The following is a 23246-nucleotide window of genomic DNA, read 5'->3' as shown; positions in this document are numbered from 1 at the left end:
GCCTGTTAAAATCGCGCTTTCACCCCAGCGCAGCGCCGACGCCCGTGACCAATTCCCCGTCCAACCCCTCTCCCCTGACCTACCGCGACGCCGGTGTCGATATCGACGCGGGCAATGAGCTGGTCGAGCGCATCAAACCGCTGGTGAAGCGCAGTTTCCGCCCGGAAGTCATGGGCGGGCTGGGTGGCTTCGGCGCCCTGTTCGACCTCTCCAACAAGTACCGCGAGCCGGTCCTGGTCTCGGGTACGGACGGCGTGGGCACCAAGCTGAAGCTCGCACAACAGCTGGGCCGCCATGACACGATCGGCATCGATCTGGTGGCGATGTGCGTGAACGACGTGCTGGTCCAGGGCGCCGAGCCGCTGTTCTTCCTCGATTATTTCGCCACCGGCAAGCTGGATATCGACACCGCTGCGGCGGTCGTGGGCGGCATCGCCAACGGCTGCACCGAGGCCGGTTGCGCGCTGATCGGCGGTGAAACCGCTGAAATGCCGGACATGTATGCCCCGGGCGAGTACGACCTGGCCGGCTTCACCGTCGCCGGCGTGGAGAAGAGCGAACTGAAGGACGGCGCCAGTGTGGCGGCCGGCGATGTGCTGATCGGCATCGCCTCTTCCGGCCCGCACTCCAACGGCTACTCGCTGGTGCGCCGCATCTACGACCGCGCCGGGCAGCCGGCCGATCTGGAGCTGGACGGCGGGGTCAAGCTGGTCGATGCGCTGATGGCGCCGACCCGCCTGTACGTCAAGCCGATCCTGGCGCTGCTCAAGACCCACGGTGCGGCGATCCACGGCATGGCCCACATCACCGGTGGCGGCCTGACCGAGAACATCATCCGCGTGGTGCCCGACGGCCTGGGCCTGGACATCAAGGCCGACGCCTGGACCCTGCCGCCGGTGTTCCAGTGGCTGCAGAAGGAAGGCGCCGTGGCCGACAGCGAGATGTGGCGGACCTTCAACTGCGGCATCGGCTTCGTGCTGATCGTGGCCGCCGACCAGGTCGCCCCGGTCAGCGCCGCAGCAACTGCGCAGGGCCTGGAGCACTGGACCATCGGTGAAGTCACCCGCGCCGCCGGCGCCGAACGCGTCAAGATCGGTTGAGCCAGGTGACGGAGCCCGGCCCGGAGTTCCCTGCCCAGCCGCCGTCGCTGCCCACCGCCGCGGCGCCGGTCGTACCGGCCGCGGCGGTGGATACCTCGCAGCTGCAAGTGCTGTCGGTCTTCCACTATGTGGTGGCCGGCCTGACCGCGGTGTTCTCGCTGTTCCCGCTGATCTACCTGTTGATGGGCGTGGCGGTGATCTTCGCCGCGCCACCGCCGCTGGCCCCCGGTGAGGCGCCGCCCCCGTTCGATCCGCGCCTGCTCGGTTGGGTGTTCGTGCTGATCGGCGGCCTGGGCTGTGCGGCCGGGCTGGTGCTGGCCGGTTACATGGCCTATGCCGGGCGCTGCCTGGCGCAGCGTCGGCGTTACCTGCTGTGCATGGTGGTGGCCGGCGTCGCCTGCATCTTCATGCCGTTTGGTACCGCGCTGGGCGTGTTCACCCTGGTGGTGCTGTCGCGCCCGGCGGTCAAAGCCGCGTTCCAGACCGCATGAGCAGCCGTATCGCCGTCCTCGCCTCTGGCCGGGGCAGCAATCTGCAGGCCATCCTCGACGCGATCGCCGCACAGCGGCTGGATGCGCAGGTCGTGGCCGTGCTCTCGGACAAGCCGGAGGCCTCGGCCCTGCTCAAGGTGGGCCCGGATCAGCGCTGGGCACGTTCGCCCAAGGACTTCCCGGACCGCGCCGCCTTCGATGCGGCGATCGCCGATGCGCTGGACGCTTTCGCGCCGGACTGGATCGTCTGCGCCGGTTACATGCGCATCCTCGGCGCCGCCTTCGTGGCCCGGTTCGATGGCCGTCTGGTCAACATCCATCCCTCGCTGCTGCCGCTCTACAAGGGGCTGCACACCCATGCGCGTGCGCTGGAGGCCGGTGACGCCGAGCACGGCGCCAGCGTGCACTTCGTGGTGCCCGAGCTGGATGCAGGCACCGTGCTCGCCCAGGCCCGCGTGCCGGTCCAGGCCGGCGACACCGCCGAGGCGCTGGCCCAGCGGGTGCTGGCCGTGGAGCATCCGCTGCTGATCGCCAGCCTGGTGTTGCTGGTCAGTGGTCGCGTAACTGAACGGGCAGGTCAGCTCCAGCTCGACGGTCACCCTCTGTTTAGCCCCCTGCGCCTAGATTGCGCCGGACAGCTGAACCGATAAGCGGCGCGCACACACGCTGCTGATCCCGGCGCTGGCATCCTCTCCCCCTCCTCCCCCGACCGGCCCGCATGAGAACGCCTTTGTTCAAGCCCGTGCTGCTGATGGCATCCCTGCTGTGCACCGCCGCCCTTGCCCACGCGCAGGAAGCGGCGACGCCCCCGTTGCCCGCCCTGCCCGCCATGGACTGGGAGGCACCGCCGCTGCAGCCGTTCACCGCCACCTACCAGGCCCTCTACAAGGGCAAGCAGGCTGGCGATGCCACCATGCGCGTCACCCACACCGGGGGTGACCAGTGGCGCGTGGACATGCAGGTGGTTGGCCGCAGCGGTTTCGCCAGCGTGCTCGGCCTGAATCTGGAGCAGAGCACGGTGTTCGAAAACCGCAACGGCACCTATGTGCCGTTGAGCCAGAGCACCGTCCGCAAGGGCCTGTTCCTGGGCAAGAAGGTCACCGGCACCTACGACTGGCAGGCCGGTACCGCGCAGTGGCTGGGCGATCTGAAAAAGGAGCGCCGCCAGCCGATCCCGCTGCAGGCCGGCGACCAGAGCGCACTGCTGCTCAACCTGGCGATCATGCGCGATGCGCGTCCCGGCGGGCAGATGCATTACCGCTATGTGGACGTGGGCCGCGTTCGCCAGCACGACTACCAGGCCGCGCCGGACACCGAGAACGTGCCGGTTGGCGATCTGTCCTACAACGCGCTGCGGGTGTATCGCACCAACGGCGGCAATGACGAAACCATCCTCTGGATCGCTAACGGTGTCCCCACGCCGGTGCGCATCCTGCAACGCGAAGATGGCGAAGATCGGATTGATCTGCGCCTGATCGAATACCAAGGAGTCTGAGCATGACCACACTGAACCGTCCGCTGACCTGGCTCGCCGCTGGCGCCCTGGCTGTCGTGAGCCTGCCCGCCATGGCGCTGCAGCCGTTCAAGGCTGACTACCAGGCCAGCTACATGGGCATGCAGGCCAATGGCACCATGACCCTCACCAGCGAAGGCGCCAACAAGTGGCGCTACAGCCTCAACGTCAAGAACCAGCTGGCCGATCTCAGCCAGAACACCGTCTTCGAAGAGGCCAACGGCCGCCTGCGCCCGCTGAGCAGCAATGACCGCTCGGTGCTGCTGGTCAAAAAGCGCAACGTGGATGCCACCTATAACTGGAGCAGCAACCAGGCCACCTGGACCGGCGACGTCAAGCCGGATCGCCGTGGTCCGGTCGCGCTCAAGGCCGGCGACATGGACGCCCTGCTGATCAACCTGGCGATCGCGCGTGATCTGGCCGCCGGCAAGCCGCTGAACTACCGCATGGTCGACGAAGGCCGGATCAAGCCGATGTCCTACAAGGTGGTCGGCAAGGAAAAGATCACCGTGGCCGGCAAGTCCTACGACGCCACCAAGGTGTCGCGGACCGATGGCAACAAGGAACTCATCGCCTGGATCGTGCCCGAGTTCCCGGTGCCGGCGCGCCTGCTGCAGCGTGAGAGCGGCAAGGATGCGCTGGATCTGACGATCAAAGGCATGAACTGACCCAAAAAAACGCCCGCATTCGCGGGCGTTTTTTTCATTCCGGCTTGGCGTCGCCGAACACCGTCTTGCAGTCCACCCGGATCTGCTGCCGCGTGTCGCGCCAGTAGTACGTGCTGCAATGGCGGTTGCCGTCGACGGTCTTGTCCACGCCGACCGCATAGAACGACTGGAACACTTCGGTACGGCTGACCGTGCCATCCGCATTCCAGTCCATATCTTCCTGCTGGATGCCCTGGGTGATCGCGATGCCGGCGTACCAGGCGTAGCCCAGCCACGCCAGCACGATCAGTACCAGCACCAGCAGCGCCTTGCGGCGGCGGGTGAACCGGCCGCGCAGGATCATGCGGCGATACGCCGGATGGTGGCGCCCAGCGAGGACAGCTTCTCTTCGATGTTCTCGTAGCCGCGATCCAGGTGGTAGATGCGGTCGATGGTGGTGTCACCTTCGGCCATCAGGCCCGCCAGGATCAGCGAGGCCGACGCGCGCAGATCGGTCGCCATCACCGGCGCCCCGCTGAGCTGCTCGGCACCACGCACGATCGCGGTGTGGCCTTCGACCTGGATGTCCGCGCCCAGGCGCAGCAGCTCGTTGACGTGCATGAAACGGTTTTCGAAGATCGTTTCGTTGATCACGCCTACACCGTCGGCCACGCAGTTGAGCGCCATGAACTGCGCCTGCATGTCGGTCGGGAATGCCGGGTACGGCGCGGTGGTCAGGTTGACCGCGCGCGGGCGCTTGCCTTCCATGTCCAGGGTGATGCTGTCTTCGGTGGTCTCGATCTTCGCACCGGCTTCGACCAGCTTGGCCAGCACCGCGTCCATGGTGTTCGGGCGGGCACGGTTGACCGTGACCTTGCCGCCGGTCATCGCCGCGGCGACCAGGAAGGTGCCGGTCTCGATGCGGTCAGGCAGCACTTCGTGACGGCCACCGGACAGCTTCTCCACGCCTTCGATCACCAGGCGGGCGGTGCCCAGGCCTTCGATCTTCGCGCCGAGCGCGATCAGGCAGTGCGCCAGATCGGTGACTTCCGGCTCCATCGCCGCGTTGTCCAGCACGGTGGTGCCTTCGGCCAGCACCGCGGCCATCAACACGTTCTCGGTGCCGGTGACGCTGACCATGTCGAAGGTGAAGTGCGCCCCCTTCAGACGGTTGGCCTGGGCCTTGATGAAGCCGTTCTCGACGGTGATCTCCGCCCCCAGGGCCTGCAGGCCCTTGATGTGCTGGTCGACCGGACGCGAACCGATCGCGCAGCCGCCCGGCAGCGACACTTCGGCCGCACCGAAGCGGGCCAGCAGCGGGCCGAGCACCAGGATCGAGGCGCGCATGGTCTTGACCAGCTCGTAAGGGGCCACGTGCTGATTGACCGAGCGCGGGTCGACCACGATCGCGCTGCCGCGCGAGAGGGTGCCCTGGTCGATGCTGACCTTGGCGCCCAGCTCACCGAGCAGCTTCACGGTGGTGACCACGTCGTGCAGGTGCGGCACGTTGGTGATCTCCACCGGCGCATCGGCCAGCAGGGTCGCGCACAGGATGGGGAGGACGGCGTTCTTGGCGCCGGAAATGTTCACTTCACCGTGCAGCGGCTTGCCGCCGGTCACTACGATCTTGGCCATGGAATCTACTTGGAATGAGGTAGAGCCGACCGTGGGTCGGCTGATTGAATCGGTGAGGTAGCGCCAACCATCACTGGGCTGACTAGCCCGCTTCGGCCGGGGTGACGGTCTTCAGCGCCAGCGCGTGGATCGCCCCGCCCATCAGATCACCCAGGGTCGCATAGACCATGCGGTGGCGCGCCAGCGGCATTTTGCCGGCAAAGGCGTCGCAGACCACGGTGGCCTCGAAGTGCACGCCGTCGTCACCCTGCACGTCCGCGCGGGCGCCAGGCAGGCCGGTTTCGATCAGATTGCGGATGGTCTCGGCGTCCAACGGGCTTTCCTAATAAAATGAGCGCTCATTCTACTCTTCCACGTGGCGCTCGCATGGCTGTCTCGCCCCAACTCCCCCATCCGGCCGACGCTGCGGCACTGGTCGCCAGCGGCCGCCGCGTGTTCGAGATCGAGCGCGATGCCTTGGCCGCGGTCGCCGAGCGGCTTGGCGAAGCGTTCAGCCAGGCCTGCCAGCTGGTCCTGCAGAGCAAGGGCCGCGTGGTCGCCACCGGGATGGGCAAGTCCGGCCATGTGGCCCGCAAGATCGCCGCCACGCTGGCCTCGACCGGCACCCCGGCCTTCTACGTGCACCCCGGTGAAGCCGGGCATGGCGATCTGGGCATGATCACCGAAGCCGACGTGGTGCTGGCGCTGTCCTATTCGGGTGAGTCCGATGAGCTGCTGATGCTGCTGCCGGTGCTCAAGCGCCAGGGCAACCGCCTGATCGCCATGACCGGCCGCCCGCAGTCCAGCCTGGCCAGCGCCGCCGACGTTCATCTGGATGTCAGCGTGCCGGCCGAGGCCTGCCCGCTGGCGCTGGCCCCGACCTCCAGCACCACCGCCTCGCTGGCGATGGGCGATGCGTTGGCCGTGGCCCTGCTGGATGCCCGTGGCTTCACCGCCGACGATTTCGCCCGCTCGCACCCGGCCGGCAGCCTCGGCCGCCGCCTGCTGCTGCACATCACCGATGTCATGCACAGCGGCGATGAGCTGCCGCGCGTGGACGTCGGTGCCAGCCTCAGCGAGGCCCTGGTGGAGATGAGCCGCAAGCGGCTGGGCATGACCGCCGTGGTGGATGCCGACAACCACCTGATCGGCCTGTTCACCGACGGCGACCTGCGCCGCGCGCTGGATACCGACCTGGACGTGCGCAGCGCGCGGATCGCCGATGTGATGACCCGCGGCCCGCGCACCATCGGTGCCGATCAGCTGGCAGCCGAGGCGGCGCAGCTGATGGAAGCCCACAAGATCAATGGCTTGATGGTGGTCGATGGCGACGGTCATCTGGTCGGCGCGCTCAACATTCATGACCTGTTGCGGGCCCGGGTGGTTTAAACCACAGTTGCCTTCCTCCATTCAGCTGAGCTGCCCCCAGACGATGCCCTACTCCCCGTTGCCCGGTTTCCCGTCCCACCTGCATGCCGCTGCCGGCCGTATCCGGCTGGCCTGCTTCGACGTGGACGGCACGCTCACCGACGGTCGGCTTTACTACGACAAGGACGGCAACGAGAGCAAGGCGTATTACGTGCAGGACGGACTCGGCCTGAAACTGCTGCAACACCACGGTATCCACCCGGTGCTGATCACCGCGCGCAACAGCCAATCCGCGCTCAAGCGTGGCGCGGACCTGGGCATCGATACCCAGATCGCGGTTGGCGACAAGCTGGCCAGCGTCAAAGCGCTGTGCGAGCAGCACGGCATCGGCCTGGACCAGGTGGCCTTCATGGGTGACGACCTCCCCGATCTCGGTCCGCTGTGCGCGGTCGGCCTGGCGGTTGCGCCGGCCAATGCCCACCCATGGATCGCCGAGCGCGTGCATTGGCAGACCCGCAGCGATGGCGGCAAGGGCGCGGCGCGTGAGCTGTGCGACGTGCTGTTGGCTGCGCAGGGCCATGTGGACGCGGTACTGGCGAGGTTCGGCGCATGACCATGAACCTGCGTACCGCCCTGGGGATCGGTCTGCTGCTGGCGACCGTCTTGACCGGTTGGCTGGCGCTGCACGATCGCGACAAGGGCACGGCCGAGGCGGGCGACGACGCCACCAAGGATTACGTGCTGCATGATTTCCAGATCGTGGCGCTGGACGAACAGGGCAAGGAATCCACCACCCTGCGCGCCCCGCTGCTGGAGCGCACGCGCAGCGATGAAACGATGAACATCACCACGCCCCTGTTCCTGCTGCCCGACCAGGACGGCAACCACTGGGAGCTGCGTAGCGAGACGGGCTGGGTCAGCGCCAAGGGCGATCAACTCAAGCTGATCGGCAACGTCAGCGGCGACAGCCCGAAGATCGCCAGCGTGCCGCCCACCACGTTCCGCACCGATCACCTGGATGTCTTCCCGAACGAAAGCCGCGCCAAGACCGATGCCCTGGTCACCATGACCCGCCCCGGCATGAGTCAGTCCGGCGTCGGTTTCGAGCTGGATTCCAAAACCAAGACCTACCATTTCCTGAGCCAGGCCAAGGGCCGTTACACGCCCCAGCGCTGAGCCACCGCCGCCGCGGCGACGTCCCCACGGACAGGCGCCGGCAGCGCAGGAAACCCCGCGATTCACCGGCCGGACTGACGTCTGGTCACGACCCCTACTCTGGCAGGACAGACCCATTCCATGAAGATCCTATTTGCAGCCGCCTGCGCGATCAGTCTTCTCGCCCCCGCGTTCGCGGCCAGCGCGAAGTCCACCGACCGCAATGAACCGATGACCATCGATGCCGGCACCCAGTCGGGCACCCTCGTCGGTGACGGCAAGACCACCCTGTCCCAGGGCGTGGTGGTGACCCAGGGCACGCTCGATCTGCGCAGCGCCGATGCCGAGATCTACATGAAGGACGGCGAAGCGGTCCGCGCCGTGTTCACCGGCAAGCAGGCCAAGCTCAAGCAGCAGCTCGATGACGGCAGCTGGATGGACGCCAGCGCCGACCGCATCGATTACGACATCAAGGCCGAAGTGCTGACCATGACCGGCAACTACCAGGTCAAGAGCGCGCGCGGCACCAATGCCGGCCAGAAGATGACCTACAACACCCGCACCGGCGAGATGAACAGCGGTGGCGACGGCACGCGCGTGCGCACCGTCATCCAGCCCAAGAACAAGACCGCTGCGCCGGCTGCGCCGGCCGCCAAGACCACCGTACCGACCCCCGGGAGCAAGAAGTAATGCTCGTCGCCAAAGGCCTGCGCAAGCGCTACAAGCAGCGTGAAGTCGTCAAGGATTTCGGGCTGACCCTGGAGGCCGGTGAAGTGGTCGGCCTGCTCGGCCCCAACGGTGCCGGCAAGACCACCTGCTTCTACATGATCGTCGGCCTGGTCGAGACCGACGCCGGCAGCATCGTGCTGGACGGAAAGGACATCACCGGCGACCCGATGTACACCCGCGCCAAGCAGGGCGTGGGCTACCTGCCGCAGGAACCCTCGGTGTTCCGCAAGCTGACCGTGGCCGACAACCTGCGCCTGGTGCTGGAGCTGCGCGACGATCTGGACAAGGCCGGCCGCGAAAAGGAACTGGCCAGCCTGCTGGACGAACTGCAGATCAACCACGTGGCCGACCAGCTCGGCGCGAGCCTGTCCGGTGGTGAACGCCGCCGCTGTGAAATCGCCCGCGCGCTGGCCGCCAAACCGCGCCTGATCCTGCTCGATGAACCGTTCGCCGGTGTCGACCCGATCTCGGTCGGTGAAATCCAGCGCATCGTCACCCACCTCAAGCAGCGCGGGATCGGGGTGCTGATCACCGACCACAATGTCCGCGAAACCTTGGGAATCTGCGACCGCGCGTATATCCTCAACGAGGGCAGCGTGCTGGCACAGGGCGCGCCGGACGAGATCCTGGCCAACGCCGACGTCCGCCGCGTCTACCTTGGGGACACCTTCAAGCTCTGATCCAGCGGCCGCCGCAACGCCTTCCTTCCGTTCGGCACAGGCATGAAAGCACGGCTGCAGACATCGATGGGGCAACACCTGGTCATGACGCCGCAGCTGCGTCAGGCGATCAAGCTGTTGCAGATGTCCAGCGCCGAGCTGGAGCTGGAAATCAACGAGGCGGTGGAGACCAACCCGCTGCTGGACTGGGCCGAGAACGCTGAACCGGCGCTCGAGGCCAGTCCTGGCGAGGACACGCCTCCGCCCGCCCCCACCGATACCCACGCCGATGGCGAGCACCAGGTCTCGGCCAGTGATGACTGGTCACCCGGCGAGGGCGACTGGACCAGCGGCAGCAGCGGCGGCTCCTTCGACGATGACGACAACGGCAGCGCTGCAGAGCGCGTGGCCGAGACCGAATCGCTGGCCGACCACCTGCTCTGGCAGTTGCACCTGTCGCACTTGTCGGCCCGCGACCGCAGCATCGGCGCGGCCCTGATCGACGCCTTCGAAGAGGACGGCTACCTGCGCGAGCCCTTGGCGACCATCGCCGAGACCCTGCGCCCGGCGATCCAGGCCGACGAGCCTGAAATCCTGACCGTGCTGCACCAGATCCAGCGCTTCGACCCGGTCGGGGTCGGTGCGCGCACGCTGGGCGAATGCCTGGACCTGCAGCTGCTGGTGCTGCCCGCCGACACCCCCGGCCTGGGCCTGGCCCGCCGCATCGCCGATGGCCCGCTGGAGCGCCTGCCACGCAGCGGTGTGGCCGGGATCGCCCACGAGCTGCGCGAGCCGGTGGCCGAGGTCGAGGTCGCGGTGCAGCTGCTGCGCTCGCTGGACCCGCGCCCGGGTACCCAGATCGGCGAACTCTCCCACGACAGCTACGTGGTGCCGGACTGTGTGGTCTGGCGCCAGAACGGCGTCTGGCGTGCCGCGCTGGCCGGCCATGCCGGGCCCAAGGTGGTCATCCACCGCGGCTATGAGCAGCTGATCCGCCGCTGCGGGGAGGCCGACGCCGGCTACATGCGCGCCCACCTGCAGGAGGCACGCTGGCTGCTCAAGGGCCTGGAGGCCCGCGGCGAGACCCTGCTGCGGGTGATGCGCTGCCTGCTCGACCAGCAGGCCGCCTTCCTGGAATTCGGCGAACAGGCGCTGCGCCCGCTGACCCTGCGCGAGGTGGCCGGCGAGTTGGGCCTGCACGAATCCACCATTTCACGCGCGATCGCCCGCAAGTACGTGCGTACCCCGCGCGGCACCCTGCCCCTGCGCGCCTTCTTCGCCTCCGGCATCGATACCGACAGCGGCGGCGAAGCCTCCAGTACCGCCATCCAGGCCATGCTGCGCCGCCTGATCGATGACGAGAACCCGCGCAAGCCGCTTTCTGACGCCAAGCTGGCTGACCTGCTCAAAACGTCGGGAATACCGGTAGCGCGACGCACCGTGGCGAAGTATCGTGAAGCCATGAACATTTCCGCCTCGCACGAAAGAGTACGAATCGTCTGACGCTCCACCGCGCCCGGCGGGAAGGTTCATTGGCACATCCGAACAAAGGAGAAACCCGATGCACATCGAGACGTTTGGCAAGGACCACCTTGAGATCACCCCGGCTCTGAACGAGTACGTGGAGACCAAGCTGGAACGGCTGGGGAAGCATTTCGACCAGCACTGCGAGGTTCGCGTGCAACTGTCGATCCGCAAGCCGGAGCACCATGCCGATGCGAGTGTGAATGTTCCCGGGCAGACTCTGCACGCGGACGCCAGCGGCCCCACCATGTATGCGGCAATCGACATCCTGGCCGACAAGCTCGACCGCCTGGTCATCAAGCACAAAGAGAAAAAGCAGCAGCACGCACCGCAACCGCTGCCGGTGGGCGACAATGAGGGCTGATGCCCTCGTTTCCACCCCGACATGCCTCTGACTGATCTTCTGGCGGCCGTCCGCACGCAAGTGCTGCCGGCCGCCGATCGCGACAGCGTGCTGAAGGCCGCAGCCCGCCTGCTGGCCTGCCGCGAAGCCAATGCCGAGCTGCTGTACCAGAACCTGTGCCAGCGCGAGACGCTGGGCAGTACCGCGATCGGCCACGGCATCGCCATCCCGCACGGCCGTGCCCCCCTGCTGGAACGCCCCCGCGGCGCCCTGCTGCGGCTGGAATCGCCGGTGGAATTCGGCGGCGATGAACCGGTCGACCTGGTCTTCGCGATTGCCGTGCCCGCGCACTACACCCATCAACACCTGATGCTGCTCTCCGAGCTGGCCGAGCTGTTCTCCGAGCCGGCCATCCGCCAGGCGCTGCGCGAAGCGCGCGACGGCGAGGAGCTGCGTCGGGTCATCGAATTCCCCCCGCCGGCGAGTGCCGCATGAATACCAGCATCACCGCGCGCGAACTGTTCGAACAGCAGCGCGACCGCCTGAGCCTGCGCTGGGTCGCCGGCCAGCAGGGCGAGCGCCGTGAGCTGGAGGCCGGCAACAAGGTCTCTCGCCGTCCTTCACTGGCCGGTTACCTCAACGCGATCTACCCCAACAAAGTGCAGATCCTCGGCACTGAGGAACTGTCCTGGCTGGACTCGCTGGACTCGCGCCAGCGCTGGGAGACCATCGAGCGGATCATGCAGTCCCATCCGCTGGCGCTGGTGATTACCCGCAACCAGTCCTGCCCGGAAGACCTGCGCGCGGCCGCGGACGAATCGCAGACCCCGCTGTGGATTTCACCCAAGCGCGGCCACGAACTGCTCAACCACCTGTCCTACCACCTGGCGCGCACGCTGGCGCCGCGGGTGATCCTGCATGGCGTGTTCATGGAGATCTATTCCATCGGCGTGCTGATCACCGGTGAAGCCGGCTCGGGCAAGAGCGAGCTGGCGCTGGAGCTGCTCAGCCGCGGCCACCGCCTGGTCGCCGACGATGCCCCCGAATTCACCCAGATCGCCCCGGATGTGCTCGACGGCACCTGCCCGGAGCTGCTGCAGGATCTGCTGGAAGTCCGCGGCCTGGGCGTGCTCAACGTGCGCGAGATGTTCGGTGACACGGCGGTAAAGAAGAACAAGTACCTTCGGCTGATCGTCCACCTGACCAAGCCGATGACCGAACCCACCCCCTACGGCTATGAACGCCTGACCGGCGACTCGGGTACCCGCCACGTGCTGGACCTGGATGTGCCGCTGATCACCCTGCCGGTGATGCCCGGCCGCAACCTGGCCGTGCTGACCGAAGCCGCCACGCGCCTGCACATCCTGCGGACCAAGGGCATCGACCCGGCCGCGATGTTCATCGCCCGCCACAGCAACATGTTGGAACGCCGCACGCCATGACCACACCCGCCCCCGCCTCCGCCCCGACCGCCGCCACCCTGATCATCGTCAGTGGGCTGTCCGGGTCCGGCAAGACGGTCGCGCTGAAGACCTTCGAAGACCTCGATTACTACTGCTCGGACAACCTGCCGATCGACCTGCTGCCGGATTTCGTGCGCAGCCTGCTCGGCGATCCCGGCCGCGAGGCCCCACGCCGGCTGGCGGTCGGCATCGACGTGCGTGCGCAGAGTGACCTGACCCAGCTCTCGCACTGGCGCGAAGACGCCAAGGCCGCCGGCCTGGATGCACAGCTGCTGTTCTTCGATGCCACCGATGAAACCCTGCTCAAGCGCTACGCCGACACCCGTCGTCGCCATCCGCTGAGCCAGCTCGGGCTGTCGCTGCCCGAAGCGATCGCCCGCGAGCGCGAACTCACCGCGCCGCTGCGCGCCGCCGCCGATGCAGTGATCGACACCAGCCACCTCAACGTGCACCAGCTGCGCCGCAAGGTGGTGACCGAATTCGCGCTGGCCCACGGCAACAAGCTTTCGCTGCTGTTCGAATCGTTCGCCTACAAGCGCGGCGTGCCGGCCGAAGCCGACTTCGTGTTCGACGTGCGCGTGCTGCCCAATCCGCATTGGGACCCGGAGCTGCGCCCGCTGTCCGGCCGCGATGCCGGGGTGCGCGAGCACCTGGACGAGCAGCCCGATGTGCAGCGCTACGCCGGCCAACTGGTCGATTTCCTGGATACCTGGCTGCCGCGGCTGGGCAATGACACCCGCAGCTATGTGACCGTCGCCTTCGGCTGCACCGGCGGCAAGCACCGCTCGGTGTACATGGCCGAGCGCATGGCCCGCCATGCCCGCGACCAGGGCTGGCCGGAAGTGGCGACCTTCCACCGCGAACTGGACTGAATGCGGCAGTGCCGGCGACGGCCGGCATCGACACGCTGAACCGCGGAACACAGCAGTCTTTCACGCGTGCTATCGCCAATTCATGTTGACCTGTTAACGTTCGGGAATGACCTGTGGCATTCTCCTCGTAACTCATCCCGGTGTCGGCACGGCCCTGCTGGACGTGGCGACCCGTCTGCTGCGGCACCTGCCGCTGAAGACCGAAGCTTTCGAAGTACCGTTCGACGCAGATATGGACGTCCTGCTCCCGCTCGCCTCGGCCGCTTTGCGCCGGGTGGACAGTGGCCAGGGCGTGCTGATCCTGACCGACCTGTACGGCGCCAGCCCCAGCAATCTGGCCGGGCAACTGGCTCGTCTGGGCACCCCGGCTCGCCGGGTTTCGGCGCTGAGCCTGCCGATGTTGATGCGGGTGATGAATTATCCGGAACAGGGACTGGATCAACTGCCTGCCACAGCCGCGGCAGGCACTCGCAATGGAGCGATTGTCGACGATGCTTGAACGTGAACTCACTGTTTCCAACCGCCTGGGCCTGCATGCCCGCGCCACTGCCAAGCTGGTGCAGGAGCTGGCGCCTTTCCGCTGCAACGTGACCATGGCCGCCAAAGGCCGTGAGATCAATGCCAAGAGCATCATGGGCGTCATGCTGCTGGCCGCCGGCCAGGGCACCCCGGTCACCGTGCGCATCGAGGGCGAAGACGAAGTCGCCGCGATGGACGCGGTGGTCGCCCTGTTCGAGCGGCGTTTCGACGAGGACAACTGAGCATGGGGGGGCAGCCGCGATCGGGATCCTCCGCACCGGCCCGGACCGCGTCCGGGGCGATGCTGTTGTCCGGCCACGGTGCCTCGCGCGGTAACGCCCTCGGCCGTGCCCGGGTGCGCCTGCCGCATGCCCTGGAAGTGGCCGAGCAGCGCATTGCGCCGGCCAAGATCGAGGCTGAGCTGGAGCGCCTGCACGTGGCCGTGGAAGCGGCCCGTGGCGAAATGCACGAGCTGCGCCAGCGCCTGCATGGCGCGCTCAACCAGGAGGTCGGCGAATTCCTCGATCTGCATGCCCTGCTGCTGGATGACCCCGAACTGCTGTTCGGCCTGGACGAACTGATCCGCAGTGGCCCGTACAGCGCCGGCTACGCCTTGCGCGTGCAGCGCGACCGCCTGGCCAAGGTCTTCGATGGCATGGACGATGCCTACCTGAAGAGCCGCATGGACGATCTGGACCATGTGATCGGCCGTATCCATGCCTTCCTGCAGAAGCGCCCGCCGGACGTCAAAGGCATGGCCGGCGAGATCCTGATCTGCGACAACATCGCGCCCTCCGAGCTGGCCCAGCTGCAGGCCCACGGTGTGGTCGGCATCGTCACCGCCGGGGGCAGCGCGCTCTCGCACAGCGCGATCCTGGCGCGCAGCCTGCACCTGCCGTTGATCGTCAACGTCCCGAACGTGCTGCAGAAGGTCGCCGATGGCGACGTGCTGATCATGGACGGCAGCGATGGCACGGTCACCATCAACCCCCAGGCACAGGACCTGCGCGACTACCGCGTGCGCCTGCGTGAGCACGCGCGCGAGCAGCGCGAACTCGGGCGCCTGCGCACCAAACCCAGCCGCACCCGCGACAACGTCGATATCGCCCTGCTCGCCAATGCCGAGTCCAGCGAAGACGTCACCCAGGCGCATGCGCTGGGCGCACACGGGCTGGGCCTGTACCGCACCGAATTCCTGTTCCTGCAGCGCAACGAGTTGCCGGACGAGCAGGAGCAGTTCGAGACCTACCGCGATGCCGCCCTCGGCATGAGCGGTCGGCCGGTCACCATCCGCACCCTGGATCTGGGCGCGGACAAGGCCGACCGCACCGGGCTGACCCTGAGCAACGAAGAAAACCCGGCGCTGGGCCTGCGTGGCGTGCGCCTGTCGCTGGCGCGGCCGAAGGTGGCCGATACCCAGCTGCGCGCGATCCTGCGCGCCTCGGCTTACGGCAAGCTGCGCATCCTGATCCCGATGGTGAGCACCCGCGAGGAAATCCTTGCGGTCCGCCGGCGCCTGGCCAAGCAGGCCGAGCTGCTGCGCGCGGAAGGCCACGAAGTGGCCGAGCACATCCCGTTCGGCGCGATGATCGAAGTGCCGGCCGCGGCGATCGCGCTGGAGAGTTTCATCGATCTGGTCGACTTCCTCTCGATCGGCACCAACGATCTGGTCCAGTACCTGCTTGCCGCCGACCGCAACAACGAGGCGGTCGGCGAGCTGTACTCGCCGCTGCACCCGGCGGTAGTGCGCCTGCTCGCGCACATCCTGCGCACCGGCCAGGCGTACAACATTCCGGTGGCGGTCTGCGGCGAGATCGCCGGCGACCCGTTGATGACCCGCCTGCTGCTGGCCCTGGGCCTGACGGAATTCAGCCTGCACCCGGGCACCCTGCTGGAAGTGCGCCGCGCGGTGCGCGACAGCGATCTGTCGGTGCTGCAGGCGATGGCGCCCAAGCTGCTGCAGGCGCGCGACCGCCGCGGCATTGAACGCTGGATCGAGAAGGCCGGCCTCCATCGGTAGGTATCGACCGTTGGTCGATACGCGCCTGACCGTGCGACGTCGCAGGCGCGACACGACCAGCGGTCGTGCCCTACCGGATTGACATGTAAGCGCGCGATAATGACGCGGTGACCACCGCCCATGCCGCATCCTCTACCGGATAGCGGCCTTTTTCTTTTTCCGCAGGAGCTGCGCATGGCCGAAGCCGTACGCCACGACAAGACGGCGCGCCAGCTGCGGCTGTTGTCCGATGCACTGGACAGCGGGCGGTTGGGTCCGGTCCGTCGATTGGTCAACACCCTGGCGCCGGCGGAAATCGGCAACCTGCTCGAATCGCTGCCCCCGGGCAAGCGCGAGATTGTCTGGGGCCTGGTCGATCCGGAAGACGACGGCGAGGTGCTGGTCCACGTCGGCGAGGAAGTGCGCGAAAGCCTGCTGGCCGACATGGACCCGGACGAGATCATCGCCGCGGTCGAAGACCTGGACATCGATGACCTTGCCGATCTGGTCGAAGACCTGCCGGACACGGTCATCGACGAAGTGCTCAAGTCGATGGACCGCGAGAACCGCGAGCGGCTCGAGCAGGTGCTGTCGTATCCCGAGGACAGCGCCGGCCGCCTGATGAACCCGGACGTGGTGACCGTGCGCGCCGACGTCAATGTCGATGTGGTGCTGCGTTACCTGCGCCTGCGCGGCGAACTGCCCGACCACACCGATCACCTGTTCGTGGTCAGCCGCCGCCATCAATACCTGGGCCGCCTCTCGCTGGCCGCGCTGGTGACGCACGAAGACAACACCCCGATCAACCGCCTGATCGATGACGAGCAGCCGGCGATCGATGTCGGCGAGAGCGCCGATGAAGTCGCGCGCCAGTTCTCCGATCATGACTGGGTGTCCGCCCCGGTGGTGGACGACAACAACATCCTGCTCGGCCGCATCACCATCGATGACGTGGTCGACATCATCCGGTCGCAGGCCGAGCACCAGGCGCTGGGCGCCGCCGGTCTGGACGAAGAAGAAGATCTGTTCTCGCCGATCAAGCGCGCCGTGCGCGGCCGCGTGGTCTGGCTGGGCATCAACCTGTGCACCGCGTTCCTGGCGGCCAGCGTGATCGGCCAGTTCGAGCTGACCCTGCAGAAAGTGGTGGCGCTGGCCGTGCTGATGCCGATCGTAGCCGGCGTGGGCGGCAATGCCGCCGTGCAGGTGCTGACCCTGATGGTGCGCGGCATCGCGCTGGGCCAGGTCGGCCAGAGCAACGCGCGCATCCTGCTGTGGAAGGAATCACGCGTCGCCTTGATCAACGGCACCCTGATCGGCACCGTGGTCGGCATCATCGCCTACCTCTGGTTCCACAGTTTCCTGCTGTCGCTGGTGATCACGCTGGCACTGATCATCAACTTCTGCGCCGCGGCCCTGGCCGGCGTCCTGCTGCCGCTGCTGCTCAAGCGCATGAACGTCGATCCGGCAGTGGCCGGTACCGTGGTGGTCACCGCCGTCACCGACGTCATGGGCTTCTTCAGCTTCCTCGGCTTGGCATCCCTGATCCTGCTGCACTGACCCTGGACCCCGCATGGCCCTGACCCTCGACAACTACTTCGTTCCCGGCTGGCGCGACGCGACCTATACCTGCGCCGCCTGCGAATGGCAGGGCAGCGCGCGGCAGATGCCGATGGAACTGCACGAAGACGAAGCCCAGTTCGACTGCCCGCAGTGCGAGAACCCGATCCTGCTGGTGGTCCACCCCAGCTTGGCGCAGGTGCAGGCGGCCGCCGCCGACGGTCACCCCGAAGCGATCGAGCAGCTGGACATCCTCGCCGCGGCCCCGCGCCCGCACTGATGCACTGCAAGATGCTCCGGCGCGCCACCGGGCCTAGACTGAAAACGATTTCAATCAGGGCACGACAATGGCACGACGCTGGGGTGGATGGCTGCTGTGGGCGGTGGCGATGATGACGGTGGCCGGCTGTGCGAGCACCCCGGCGGCCTCCGGCGGCCAGTTTGTCGGCCGTGCGGTGAAAGTGGATGGGCAGACCGCGTATTACCAGGTATTCGTGCCGCGCACGGCAGCCGCCTCGCGCGGCGAACTGCCGGTGGTGCTGTTCCTGCATGGCTCCGGTGAGCGTGGCCGCGACGGCCGCCGCCAGACCCAGGCCGGGCTGGGGCCCTACCTGCGCCAGCACGCCTCCACCTTCCCCGCGCTGGTCGTGCTGCCCCAGACGCCGGATGACCAGGAGTGGTCGGGCGAGAACAACCGCATCGCGCTGGCCGCGCTGGATGCCGCCATCGCCGAGTTTGGTGCCGACCCGCAACGCCAGTACCTGACCGGGATGTCGATGGGCGGCTACGGCAGCTGGAACATCGCGCTGGAGCACCCGGACCGGTTTGCCGCGATCGTGCCGGTCTGCGGCGCGGTGCTGTCCCCGCACCAGAGTCGCCCGGACCTGCAGGTGGAGGCCGTGGCCGGCCAGAGCGACCCGTACGCCGCCATTGCCCAGCGCCTGCGCAACGTCCCGATCTGGATGTTCCATGGCGCGCTGGACGACCTGGTGCCGCCGGAGGACGACCGCAAACTGCACACCGCGTTCCAGCAGGCTGGCGCGAAGGACGTGCGTTACACCGAGTACCCCGAGGGCAACCACAACGCCTGGGACGCCACGTATGCCGACGACGCGATGTGGGCGTGGATGTTCGCGCAGAAGCGATGATCGGCTGATGGGACAGCGAATCTGGTAGTGCCGGCCGCTGGCCGGCTCTGCAGCAAACCGTCATCAATCGCATACGCTTCGTGAAGCCGGCCAGCGGCCGGCACTACCTTGTTTGGGTCTTCGGCGATAACGGTTTGCGCCATTGGCCGATATCATGGCGCTGCGGCATCACTCACGATGCAGCATGAGTTCTTCTCGACTACGCGTGGGGCGCTGTTCCATTCCAGGACAGACCTATGTCCTGACCATGGTCTGCCATCACCGTAGGCGCTGGTTTGTGGATCCCGAGGTTTCCGCAATTGCCATGTCGCACCTGAAGGAAATGGACGAACGTGGATACGTACGATCCCTTGCCTGGGTGGTCATGCCCGACCATCTGCACTGGTTGGTGGAACTGGAAGCTAAGCCACTTGCCGATATCGCTCGACGCTTGAAATCATCGACTGCGTTGGCGATCAATCGATCGCTGGGTCGTGGTGGTTCGTTCTGGCAAGCCGGTTACCACGATCACGCCGTGCGTTGCGACGAGTCGCTGCATCGGCACGCCCTTTACATCCTCGGCAATCCGATCCGTGCAGGGCTTTCAGAGCAGATCGGAGACTACCCGTACGCGTGGACCCTGTGGCCACATGACCGGTAGTGCCGGCCGCTGACCGGCTGCCGATGCATGCTGCAGAGCCGGCCAGCGGCCGGCACTACCTTTCATGGGTATCGTGTGCGGTTCGATACCCATGACACTTACCCCAGCAACGTTTCCAGCACCGCCATGCGCACGGCGACGCCGTTGGCGACCTGGCGCAACACCCACGACTGCGGGCCATCAGCCACTTCGTCGGTGACCTCCACGCCGCGGTTGATCGGGCCCGGGTGCAACACGGCGGCATCGGTGCCGGCACGCTTCAAGCGCGCGGCATCCAGGCCGTACTGGGCGTGGTACTGCTCCAGCGAGGGCACCAGGCCTTCTTCCATGCGCTCGCGCTGCAGGCGCAGCATCATCAGCGCATCGGCGCCTTCCAGCATGGCGTCGAAATCGGTGCCGACGATGCAGCCCTTGAGGGTGTCATCGTCCGGCAGCAGCGACTGCGGGCCGCACACGCGGATCTCGCCGACGCCCAGCGTGCGCAGGGCATGCAGGTCGGTGCGGGCCACGCGCGAGTGCTTCACGTCGCCGACGATGATCACCTTCATCTTCGAGAAATCGCTGCCCTTGGCCTGGCGCAGGGTCAGCATGTCCAGCAGGCCCTGGGTCGGGTGCGAGCTGCGGCCGTCACCGGCGTTGACCAGGGCAGTGCCCTCGCCCGCTGCGGCGGCCAGCGCCGCCACAGCGCCATCGTCGGGATGCCGGACGACGAAACCGCGCACACCCATCGCCTCCAGGTTCTTCAGCGTGTCGCAGGCGGTCTCGCCCTTGCGGGTCGAGGACGTGGAGGCGTCGAAGTTCAGCACGTCCGCGCCCAGCCGCTGCGCGGCCAGCTGGAATGAGCTGCGGGTGCGCGTGGACGGTTCGAAGAACAGCGTGCAGACCGCCGAGCCACCGAGCACGTGACGCTTGTTGCCGACCCGGCCAACGGCCGCATCGCGGATCTGGCCGGCGCGGTCGAGCAGCTGCAGCAGGGTTTCGCGGGGCAGACCTTCCAGGGTCAGCAGGTGGCGCAGGCGTCCATCGGAATCGAGTTGCGAGGCGGTCATGGGCAGGGTCTGAGGGTCAGGAAACGGGGGTGGCGTCATCCGGGCAGGAGAGCCAGCGTTCGATGATCACCGCCGCGGCCACTGCATCGAGTGCAGCGGCATCGCGACGGCGTTTGCGGCCTTCGGCGCGCTCGACCGCGAACCGGCGTGCCGCCTCGACCGAGCTGGAACGCTCGTCGACCAGCACCACCGGCAGTTTGAATCGTTCCCGCAGCTGGCGGGCAAAGCCCTGCGCACGCTTGCGGTTGGGCTGGTCCTGGCCGTCCAGGGTCAGCGGGTCGCCGACCACCAGGCCGTCCGGCCGCCACTCTTTGATCAGGCGCTCCACCGCGGTCCAGTCCGGGCCGTTGCCGTGGACATCGACCACCGCGATCGCACGCGCATGGGTGCCGAACGAGCTGCCGATGGCCACGCCGATGCGGCGCGAACCGACATCGAAGCCGAGCACCGTGCCATCACGGCGGATGGTCGGCGGCGCGGGCGTGGCGGGCGCTGGCGTGGCCGGCTCAGACATGGCCGCTGTAATCGGTGAGGCGGAACAGGTCCACGCCGATACGTGCCGCCGCACCTTGCCAACGCTGTTCGAACGGGGTACTGAACAACAGCTCGGCATCGGCCGGCACGGCCAGCCAGCTGTTCTCGGCCAGCTCGGATTCCAGCTGCCCTTCGCTCCAGCCGGCGCAGCCCAGGGTGACCAGCGCATTGCGCGGGCCTTCACCACGGGCCATGGCTTCAAGGATGTCGCGCGAGGTGGTGAGGAACACGCCCTCGCCCACGGCCAGGCTGGAATCCCAGTTGCGCGCATCGTCATGGATCACGAAGCCGCGCTCGGGATGCACCGGGCCGCCGTTGAGCACGATCTGGCCAGGCAGCGTGTCACTGGTGGTGGTGATGTCCATCTGGGCCAGCACCTCGCCGAGGGTGTACTCGGAGGGCTGGTTGACCAGCACGCCCATCGCGCCGTTCTCGTCGTGCTGGCAGATCAGCGCCACGGTACGGGCAAAGGTGGGGTCGGTCAGCGACGGCAGCGCGACCAGCAGGTGGTGGGCAAGCGAAGTAGACAGTTCAGACATGGCCCCATTCTAGCCGCTGGCCGTGATGTGCGCTTTCGCGCTGACATAATGCAGGCCTGCGCGCGTGCCCCGGCCCGTACGCCTGATCCGCCATCGCAAGGAGCTGCACGTGTCCGGTTACTGCCTCATCGCCCCCGGCCATCCGGTCCACGGCCACTACCATGACCACGAGTACGGCTTCCCGCAGCGCGAGGAGCGCGAGCTGTTCGAGCGCCTGATCCTGGAGATCAACCAGGCCGGTCTGAGCTGGGAAACGATCCTGAAGAAGCGTGAGGGCTTCCGCGCCGCCTACGACGGTTTCGACGTGGACACGGTGGCCGCCTATGGCGAGCGCGACATCGAGCGCCTGCTCAACGACGCCCGCATCATCCGCAACCGGCTCAAGGTGCACGCGGCGGTTCACAACGCCCAGGTGATCCAGCAACTGCGGGGCAGCCATGGCAGCTTCGTTGCCTGGCTGGATGCCCACCATCCGCTGGACAAGGCGGCCTGGGTGAAGCTGTTCAAGAAGACCTTCCGCTTCACCGGCGGGGAGATCACCGGCGAGTTCCTGATGAGCCTGGGCTACCTGCCCGGCGCGCACAGCCCGGACTGCCCGGTGTTCAAGCGTATCGACACCCTCACGCCTGCCTGGCGCCAGAAGTGACGCACCCGGTAGTGCGGGCTGCGCTGCTCGCTGCCCTGAGCCTGCCGCCGCTGGCTGCCGCAAGCGATCTGGACGGCGTGCTGGAGCGCCTGCGCGCGGAGATCGCCGCAGTGCCGGCCGACGACCCGGCCCCGATCGATACCGTGCTGGCCCGCTACCGCGACGAGACCGGCATCGACCTGCAGATCCCGGTGGCCGGTGACAGTGATGCGCCGCTGCCCGCGCTGGTGCGCCCGGCCAACGTCACCCCGGCGGACTGGGACGCGGTCAGCCGCTACCTGCGCCAGACCGATGCCCAGCACACCGTGCCGGTGGAGATGGGCGAGCTGTCGCTCTCCCTGCTCGATCTGGATGGCGACGGCCAGCGTGACCTGGTGCAGAGCGCCTACAGCGGCGGCACCGGCCTGTACACGCAGGTGGACATGCTGCGGCGGGATCCGCAGCGCGGCTTCGTGGTGCCGGACAGCCTGGACCCGCAGCGCCCCTGGGCGCAGGGCCAGTACGGCCTCAGCGGACGTGGAAGCGATCAGGGCCTGTACTGGCTGCGCATCGACGGGGTCAGCTACATCGCCTACCGCGATGGCGACTACTACGGCGATACCCTGCTGCTGAACCGGCCGTTGTCCGCCGACCCGCGCGAGCGCAGCCCCACGGTGCAGTTGAAGGTGCGCTATGGCCGCGAGCATCGGCTGGCCGATCCTGCGGTGCATGCCGATGGCGAACCGCTGGACGCGAACGCCACCGCCATCGCGGCCGACCGCCGCCTGCTCAAGCACATCGACCGCCTGCTGGCCGCGCTGACCCTCGATGGCGACGGCGTGGCGCACTTCGGCGACGAGCAGGCGCGTTGCCCGGTGCCACCCGGCACCGATGCGGGCGAGGCCGACATCTGGCCGTGGCGCGGCGCCGGCAGCTACACCTTCGATACCGCCGCCGACACCGTGATCCGCTCGGGGAAGCAGTGCTACAGCGCCACGCTCATTGCCCTGCGCAGCAGCTATGCCGGCGACCATGCCCTGTGCTGCCAGCTGTGGTTGTACCGCGGCCCTGGCGAGCAGGTGGCCACGCTGGACCTGCGCAGCCGCCGCTGGGTCTCCGGCGTGACCGTCGTGCCGGTGCCACCGCAGGGCGAGTAAC

General features: G+C 67.4%; 30 protein-coding genes. 24 read left to right on the top strand and 6 right to left on the bottom strand.

The features are described 5' to 3' along the window. Window positions 1-74 precede the first annotated feature (74 nt). The 5 genes from purM (at window position 75) to ACWV8V_RS01055 (ending at window position 3772) form a co-directional block, all read left to right on the top strand. Window positions 75-1100, top strand: coding sequence for a phosphoribosylformylglycinamidine cyclo-ligase (gene purM / locus ACWV8V_RS01075; RefSeq protein WP_455899589.1), 1026 nt, complete (start codon window positions 75-77; stop codon window positions 1098-1100). A gap of 5 nt (window positions 1101-1105) precedes the next feature. After that, window positions 1106-1591 carry a hypothetical protein gene (locus ACWV8V_RS01070; protein WP_455899588.1) on the top strand — a complete coding sequence of 162 codons (486 nt, stop codon included), beginning with the start codon at window positions 1106-1108 and terminating at the stop codon, window positions 1589-1591. Then, the gene (gene purN, locus ACWV8V_RS01065; protein WP_455898713.1) at window positions 1588-2241 is read left to right on the top strand and encodes a phosphoribosylglycinamide formyltransferase; all 654 of its coding nucleotides are present in this window, start codon (window positions 1588-1590) and stop codon (window positions 2239-2241) included. Before ACWV8V_RS01070 ends, purN begins: the two co-directional genes overlap by 4 nt. Window positions 2242-2309: 68 nt before the next feature. Beyond that, on the top strand, window positions 2310-3086 hold the full coding sequence (locus ACWV8V_RS01060; RefSeq protein WP_429000555.1) for a DUF3108 domain-containing protein: 777 nt from the start codon (window positions 2310-2312) through the stop codon (window positions 3084-3086). A 2-nt stretch (window positions 3087-3088) separates the two neighbouring features. Next, a complete protein-coding gene (locus tag ACWV8V_RS01055) occupies window positions 3089-3772 on the top strand; it encodes a DUF3108 domain-containing protein (RefSeq protein ID WP_259261265.1) in 684 nt (227 codons plus the stop codon). A 34-nt stretch (window positions 3773-3806) separates the two neighbouring features. Here ACWV8V_RS01055 and ACWV8V_RS01050 read toward each other — a convergent pair whose 3' ends face one another. From ACWV8V_RS01050 to ACWV8V_RS01040, 3 genes are all read right to left on the bottom strand, one after another. Then, window positions 3807-4115: an EF-hand domain-containing protein gene (locus tag ACWV8V_RS01050; protein ID WP_152153538.1), complete on the bottom strand. Its 309-nt coding sequence runs from the start codon at window positions 4113-4115 to the stop codon at window positions 3807-3809. Continuing rightward, the gene (murA, locus tag ACWV8V_RS01045) at window positions 4112-5386 is read right to left on the bottom strand and encodes a UDP-N-acetylglucosamine 1-carboxyvinyltransferase (protein ID WP_455898712.1); all 1275 of its coding nucleotides are present in this window, start codon (window positions 5384-5386) and stop codon (window positions 4112-4114) included. Before murA ends, ACWV8V_RS01050 begins: the two co-directional genes overlap by 4 nt. A gap of 82 nt (window positions 5387-5468) precedes the next feature. Next, window positions 5469-5699, bottom strand: coding sequence for a BolA family protein (locus tag ACWV8V_RS01040; RefSeq protein ID WP_088432818.1), 231 nt, complete (start codon window positions 5697-5699; stop codon window positions 5469-5471). A gap of 53 nt (window positions 5700-5752) precedes the next feature. Here ACWV8V_RS01040 and ACWV8V_RS01035 point away from each other — a divergent pair, with 53 nt between their 5' ends. The 17 genes from ACWV8V_RS01035 to ACWV8V_RS00955 all read left to right on the top strand — a co-directional run bounded on the left by ACWV8V_RS01035 (window position 5753) and on the right by ACWV8V_RS00955 (window position 19341). After that, complete coding sequence (locus ACWV8V_RS01035) at window positions 5753-6754, top strand: KpsF/GutQ family sugar-phosphate isomerase (protein WP_455898711.1); 1002 nt, start codon at window positions 5753-5755, stop codon at window positions 6752-6754. Window positions 6755-6797: 43 nt separating this feature from the next. After that, entirely contained in the window at window positions 6798-7346 is a 549-nt protein-coding gene (locus ACWV8V_RS01030; protein WP_123728563.1) for a KdsC family phosphatase, read from the top strand. A 2-nt stretch (window positions 7347-7348) separates the two neighbouring features. Continuing rightward, complete coding sequence (gene lptC, locus ACWV8V_RS01025) at window positions 7349-7909, top strand: LPS export ABC transporter periplasmic protein LptC (RefSeq protein ID WP_455899587.1); 561 nt, start codon at window positions 7349-7351, stop codon at window positions 7907-7909. A 120-nt stretch (window positions 7910-8029) separates the two neighbouring features. After that, window positions 8030-8578 (top strand): lipopolysaccharide transport periplasmic protein LptA, encoded by a 549-nt coding sequence (lptA, locus tag ACWV8V_RS01020; RefSeq protein WP_123728561.1) that lies wholly within the window; start codon window positions 8030-8032, stop codon window positions 8576-8578. Further along, on the top strand, window positions 8578-9297 hold the full coding sequence (gene lptB, locus ACWV8V_RS01015; RefSeq protein WP_259261260.1) for an LPS export ABC transporter ATP-binding protein: 720 nt from the start codon (window positions 8578-8580) through the stop codon (window positions 9295-9297). Before lptA ends, lptB begins: the two co-directional genes overlap by 1 nt. A gap of 42 nt (window positions 9298-9339) precedes the next feature. After that, complete coding sequence (locus ACWV8V_RS01010; protein ID WP_259261259.1) at window positions 9340-10779, top strand: RNA polymerase factor sigma-54; 1440 nt, start codon at window positions 9340-9342, stop codon at window positions 10777-10779. A gap of 58 nt (window positions 10780-10837) precedes the next feature. Continuing rightward, complete coding sequence (gene hpf / locus ACWV8V_RS01005) at window positions 10838-11164, top strand: ribosome hibernation-promoting factor, HPF/YfiA family (RefSeq protein ID WP_259261257.1); 327 nt, start codon at window positions 10838-10840, stop codon at window positions 11162-11164. Window positions 11165-11185: 21 nt separating this feature from the next. Then, window positions 11186-11638, top strand: a complete 453-nt coding sequence (locus ACWV8V_RS01000; protein WP_259261255.1) for a PTS sugar transporter subunit IIA — start codon at window positions 11186-11188, stop codon at window positions 11636-11638. Beyond that, window positions 11635-12585 (top strand): HPr(Ser) kinase/phosphatase, encoded by a 951-nt coding sequence (gene hprK, locus ACWV8V_RS00995; RefSeq protein ID WP_019185403.1) that lies wholly within the window; start codon window positions 11635-11637, stop codon window positions 12583-12585. The genes ACWV8V_RS01000 and hprK overlap by 4 nt, the downstream gene beginning before the upstream one ends. Next, entirely contained in the window at window positions 12582-13478 is an 897-nt protein-coding gene (gene rapZ / locus ACWV8V_RS00990) for an RNase adapter RapZ (RefSeq protein WP_183073811.1), read from the top strand. Before hprK ends, rapZ begins: the two co-directional genes overlap by 4 nt. A gap of 106 nt (window positions 13479-13584) precedes the next feature. Further along, complete coding sequence (locus ACWV8V_RS00985) at window positions 13585-13977, top strand: PTS sugar transporter subunit IIA (RefSeq protein WP_019185401.1); 393 nt, start codon at window positions 13585-13587, stop codon at window positions 13975-13977. Next, on the top strand, window positions 13970-14239 hold the full coding sequence (locus ACWV8V_RS00980) for an HPr family phosphocarrier protein (RefSeq protein WP_121043139.1): 270 nt from the start codon (window positions 13970-13972) through the stop codon (window positions 14237-14239). The genes ACWV8V_RS00985 and ACWV8V_RS00980 overlap by 8 nt, the downstream gene beginning before the upstream one ends. Window positions 14240-14298: 59 nt before the next feature. Further along, window positions 14299-16017, top strand: a complete 1719-nt coding sequence (ptsP, locus tag ACWV8V_RS00975) for a phosphoenolpyruvate--protein phosphotransferase (RefSeq protein WP_259261245.1) — start codon at window positions 14299-14301, stop codon at window positions 16015-16017. Window positions 16018-16191: 174 nt separating this feature from the next. Further along, window positions 16192-17553 carry a magnesium transporter gene (gene mgtE / locus ACWV8V_RS00970; protein WP_123728558.1) on the top strand — a complete coding sequence of 454 codons (1362 nt, stop codon included), beginning with the start codon at window positions 16192-16194 and terminating at the stop codon, window positions 17551-17553. Window positions 17554-17566: 13 nt separating this feature from the next. Further along, a complete protein-coding gene (locus tag ACWV8V_RS00965; RefSeq protein ID WP_123728557.1) occupies window positions 17567-17833 on the top strand; it encodes a hypothetical protein in 267 nt (88 codons plus the stop codon). 67 nt (window positions 17834-17900) lie between these two features. Beyond that, window positions 17901-18701, top strand: a complete 801-nt coding sequence (locus ACWV8V_RS00960) for a carboxylesterase family protein (RefSeq protein WP_259261242.1) — start codon at window positions 17901-17903, stop codon at window positions 18699-18701. Window positions 18702-18885: 184 nt separating this feature from the next. Next, complete coding sequence (locus ACWV8V_RS00955; protein WP_346468533.1) at window positions 18886-19341, top strand: REP-associated tyrosine transposase; 456 nt, start codon at window positions 18886-18888, stop codon at window positions 19339-19341. A 98-nt stretch (window positions 19342-19439) separates the two neighbouring features. On the opposite strand, the gene ACWV8V_RS00950 is transcribed toward ACWV8V_RS00955, so the two are convergent. Genes ACWV8V_RS00950 through ACWV8V_RS00940 form a run of 3 tightly spaced genes read right to left on the bottom strand, consistent with a single transcriptional unit; the run spans window position 19440 to window position 21463 of the window. After that, window positions 19440-20390, bottom strand: a complete 951-nt coding sequence (locus ACWV8V_RS00950; RefSeq protein ID WP_455898710.1) for an aspartate carbamoyltransferase catalytic subunit — start codon at window positions 20388-20390, stop codon at window positions 19440-19442. 16 nt (window positions 20391-20406) lie between these two features. Continuing rightward, the gene (gene ruvX / locus ACWV8V_RS00945; protein WP_346468532.1) at window positions 20407-20904 is read right to left on the bottom strand and encodes a Holliday junction resolvase RuvX; all 498 of its coding nucleotides are present in this window, start codon (window positions 20902-20904) and stop codon (window positions 20407-20409) included. Next, the gene (locus ACWV8V_RS00940; RefSeq protein WP_259261241.1) at window positions 20897-21463 is read right to left on the bottom strand and encodes a YqgE/AlgH family protein; all 567 of its coding nucleotides are present in this window, start codon (window positions 21461-21463) and stop codon (window positions 20897-20899) included. Before ACWV8V_RS00940 ends, ruvX begins: the two co-directional genes overlap by 8 nt. A 109-nt stretch (window positions 21464-21572) precedes the next feature. Here ACWV8V_RS00940 and ACWV8V_RS00935 point away from each other — a divergent pair, with 109 nt between their 5' ends. Next, on the top strand, window positions 21573-22109 hold the full coding sequence (locus ACWV8V_RS00935) for a DNA-3-methyladenine glycosylase I (RefSeq protein ID WP_346468531.1): 537 nt from the start codon (window positions 21573-21575) through the stop codon (window positions 22107-22109). Beyond that, window positions 22106-23245: a hypothetical protein gene (locus tag ACWV8V_RS00930; RefSeq protein WP_455898709.1), complete on the top strand. Its 1140-nt coding sequence runs from the start codon at window positions 22106-22108 to the stop codon at window positions 23243-23245. The genes ACWV8V_RS00935 and ACWV8V_RS00930 overlap by 4 nt, the downstream gene beginning before the upstream one ends. Window position 23246 lies beyond the last annotated feature (1 nt).

The organism is Stenotrophomonas sp. Ker107b (genome assembly GCF_053847245.1).
This window is presented reverse-complemented; position numbering and strand designations above follow the sequence as displayed.

What these genes read in the sequence shown, in the direction of transcription:
- purN (WP_455898713.1), top strand. Translation starts at nt 1,588, where the DNA reads ATGAGCAGCCGTATCGCCGTCCTCGCCTCTGGCCGGGGCAGCAATCTG.
- ACWV8V_RS01060 (WP_429000555.1), top strand. Translation starts at nt 2,310, where the DNA reads ATGAGAACGCCTTTGTTCAAGCCCGTGCTGCTGATGGCATCCCTGCTG.
- ACWV8V_RS01055 (WP_259261265.1), top strand. Translation starts at nt 3,089, where the DNA reads ATGACCACACTGAACCGTCCGCTGACCTGGCTCGCCGCTGGCGCCCTG.
- ACWV8V_RS01050 (WP_152153538.1), bottom strand. Translation starts at nt 4,115, where the DNA reads ATGATCCTGCGCGGCCGGTTCACCCGCCGCCGCAAGGCGCTGCTGGTG.
- murA (WP_455898712.1), bottom strand. Translation starts at nt 5,386, where the DNA reads ATGGCCAAGATCGTAGTGACCGGCGGCAAGCCGCTGCACGGTGAAGTG.
- ACWV8V_RS01035 (WP_455898711.1), top strand. Translation starts at nt 5,753, where the DNA reads ATGGCTGTCTCGCCCCAACTCCCCCATCCGGCCGACGCTGCGGCACTG.
- ACWV8V_RS01030 (WP_123728563.1), top strand. Translation starts at nt 6,798, where the DNA reads ATGCCCTACTCCCCGTTGCCCGGTTTCCCGTCCCACCTGCATGCCGCT.
- lptC (WP_455899587.1), top strand. Translation starts at nt 7,349, where the DNA reads ATGAACCTGCGTACCGCCCTGGGGATCGGTCTGCTGCTGGCGACCGTC.
- lptA (WP_123728561.1), top strand. Translation starts at nt 8,030, where the DNA reads ATGAAGATCCTATTTGCAGCCGCCTGCGCGATCAGTCTTCTCGCCCCC.
- lptB (WP_259261260.1), top strand. Translation starts at nt 8,578, where the DNA reads ATGCTCGTCGCCAAAGGCCTGCGCAAGCGCTACAAGCAGCGTGAAGTC.
- ACWV8V_RS01010 (WP_259261259.1), top strand. Translation starts at nt 9,340, where the DNA reads ATGAAAGCACGGCTGCAGACATCGATGGGGCAACACCTGGTCATGACG.
- hpf (WP_259261257.1), top strand. Translation starts at nt 10,838, where the DNA reads ATGCACATCGAGACGTTTGGCAAGGACCACCTTGAGATCACCCCGGCT.
- ACWV8V_RS01000 (WP_259261255.1), top strand. Translation starts at nt 11,186, where the DNA reads ATGCCTCTGACTGATCTTCTGGCGGCCGTCCGCACGCAAGTGCTGCCG.
- hprK (WP_019185403.1), top strand. Translation starts at nt 11,635, where the DNA reads ATGAATACCAGCATCACCGCGCGCGAACTGTTCGAACAGCAGCGCGAC.
- rapZ (WP_183073811.1), top strand. Translation starts at nt 12,582, where the DNA reads ATGACCACACCCGCCCCCGCCTCCGCCCCGACCGCCGCCACCCTGATC.
- ACWV8V_RS00985 (WP_019185401.1), top strand. Translation starts at nt 13,585, where the DNA reads ATGACCTGTGGCATTCTCCTCGTAACTCATCCCGGTGTCGGCACGGCC.
- ACWV8V_RS00980 (WP_121043139.1), top strand. Translation starts at nt 13,970, where the DNA reads ATGCTTGAACGTGAACTCACTGTTTCCAACCGCCTGGGCCTGCATGCC.
- ptsP (WP_259261245.1), top strand. Translation starts at nt 14,299, where the DNA reads ATGCTGTTGTCCGGCCACGGTGCCTCGCGCGGTAACGCCCTCGGCCGT.
- mgtE (WP_123728558.1), top strand. Translation starts at nt 16,192, where the DNA reads ATGGCCGAAGCCGTACGCCACGACAAGACGGCGCGCCAGCTGCGGCTG.
- ACWV8V_RS00965 (WP_123728557.1), top strand. Translation starts at nt 17,567, where the DNA reads ATGGCCCTGACCCTCGACAACTACTTCGTTCCCGGCTGGCGCGACGCG.
- ACWV8V_RS00960 (WP_259261242.1), top strand. Translation starts at nt 17,901, where the DNA reads ATGGCACGACGCTGGGGTGGATGGCTGCTGTGGGCGGTGGCGATGATG.
- ACWV8V_RS00955 (WP_346468533.1), top strand. Translation starts at nt 18,886, where the DNA reads ATGAGTTCTTCTCGACTACGCGTGGGGCGCTGTTCCATTCCAGGACAG.
- ACWV8V_RS00950 (WP_455898710.1), bottom strand. Translation starts at nt 20,390, where the DNA reads ATGACCGCCTCGCAACTCGATTCCGATGGACGCCTGCGCCACCTGCTG.
- ruvX (WP_346468532.1), bottom strand. Translation starts at nt 20,904, where the DNA reads ATGTCTGAGCCGGCCACGCCAGCGCCCGCCACGCCCGCGCCGCCGACC.
- ACWV8V_RS00940 (WP_259261241.1), bottom strand. Translation starts at nt 21,463, where the DNA reads ATGTCTGAACTGTCTACTTCGCTTGCCCACCACCTGCTGGTCGCGCTG.